A 1,054-nucleotide genomic window follows, 5' to 3' on the forward strand; every position below is an offset into this window, starting at 1 on the left:
TTAACCGGGTGCATTGATGGCTTTGTGGTGTAACATTAATTTTACATTTCTCTGTAAGACCCATCGAAATAGAGATTTCGGCTTATGTATTCCAATTTCTCTCTACCTGCGCCAAGTTAGAAAAATCAGTTCAAACAGCTCAGTGAGGCTGTAAACAAATTAGTGACGCAAGGAGAAAGTCATGGTGGACACATACAACCCATTAGGTACAGACGGATTTGAGTTTGTTGAATACACAGCTGCTGACAGCAAAGGCATTGAACAACTAAAAGCGTTATTTACATCGCTAGGCTTTGCTGAAATAGCCAAACATCGTTCGAAAGAAGCATGGTTGTATCGACAAGGTGACATCAGCTTTATCGTGAACGCCCAGCCTCATAGCCAGGCGGAAGAATTTGCTAAAGTTCACGGCCCATCTGTATGTGGTATGGCGTTTCGTGTGAAAGACGCGACGGTTGCGCTTGAACATGCTATTCAAAACGGCGGCACAGAATACAAAACTGAAATTGGTCCGATGGAACTGAGTATCCCTGCCATTTACGGTATTGGTGAAAGCTTGCTTTATTTCGTTGATCGTTATGGCAAGCAGAGCATCTACGACGTCGATTTCCGTTTTTATGACGATGCAGACGATCGCTTAGCAAAATCAGACGTTGGCTTGTACGAGATAGACCATCTCACGCACAATGTTAAGCAAGGTAATATGGATGTATGGTCTGGTTTTTATGAGCGCATCGGGAACTTCCGAGAAATTCGATACTTCGATATCGAAGGTAAACTGACCGGCCTTGTCAGCCGCGCAATGACGGCGCCGTGTGGCAAAATCCGCATTCCAATCAATGAATCCTCGGATGACAAATCGCAGATTGAAGAGTTTATCCGCGAATACAACGGGGAAGGTATTCAGCATATCGCTCTGACAACGGATGACATCTATCAAACGGTGCAAACGTTGCGTGACCGCGGTATGGACTTTATGCCAACGCCAGACACCTACTACGAGAAAGTCGATGAACGCGTTGAAGGCCATACTGAAGATGTCAGTAAACTTCGT

At 45.0% G+C, this 1,054-nt stretch carries 1 protein-coding gene; it reads left to right on the forward strand.

The annotated features are described in order from the left end of the window. Positions 1-181 precede the first annotated feature (181 nt). A partial coding sequence (gene hppD, locus R7F67_RS24885; protein ID WP_318057538.1) for a 4-hydroxyphenylpyruvate dioxygenase occupies positions 182-1,054 on the forward strand: 873 nt, incomplete at its 3' end.

The sequence above is a fragment of the Vibrio sp. YT-17 genome (assembly GCF_033337375.1).
Lineage (GTDB): Bacteria > Pseudomonadota > Gammaproteobacteria > Enterobacterales > Vibrionaceae > Vibrio > Vibrio alginolyticus.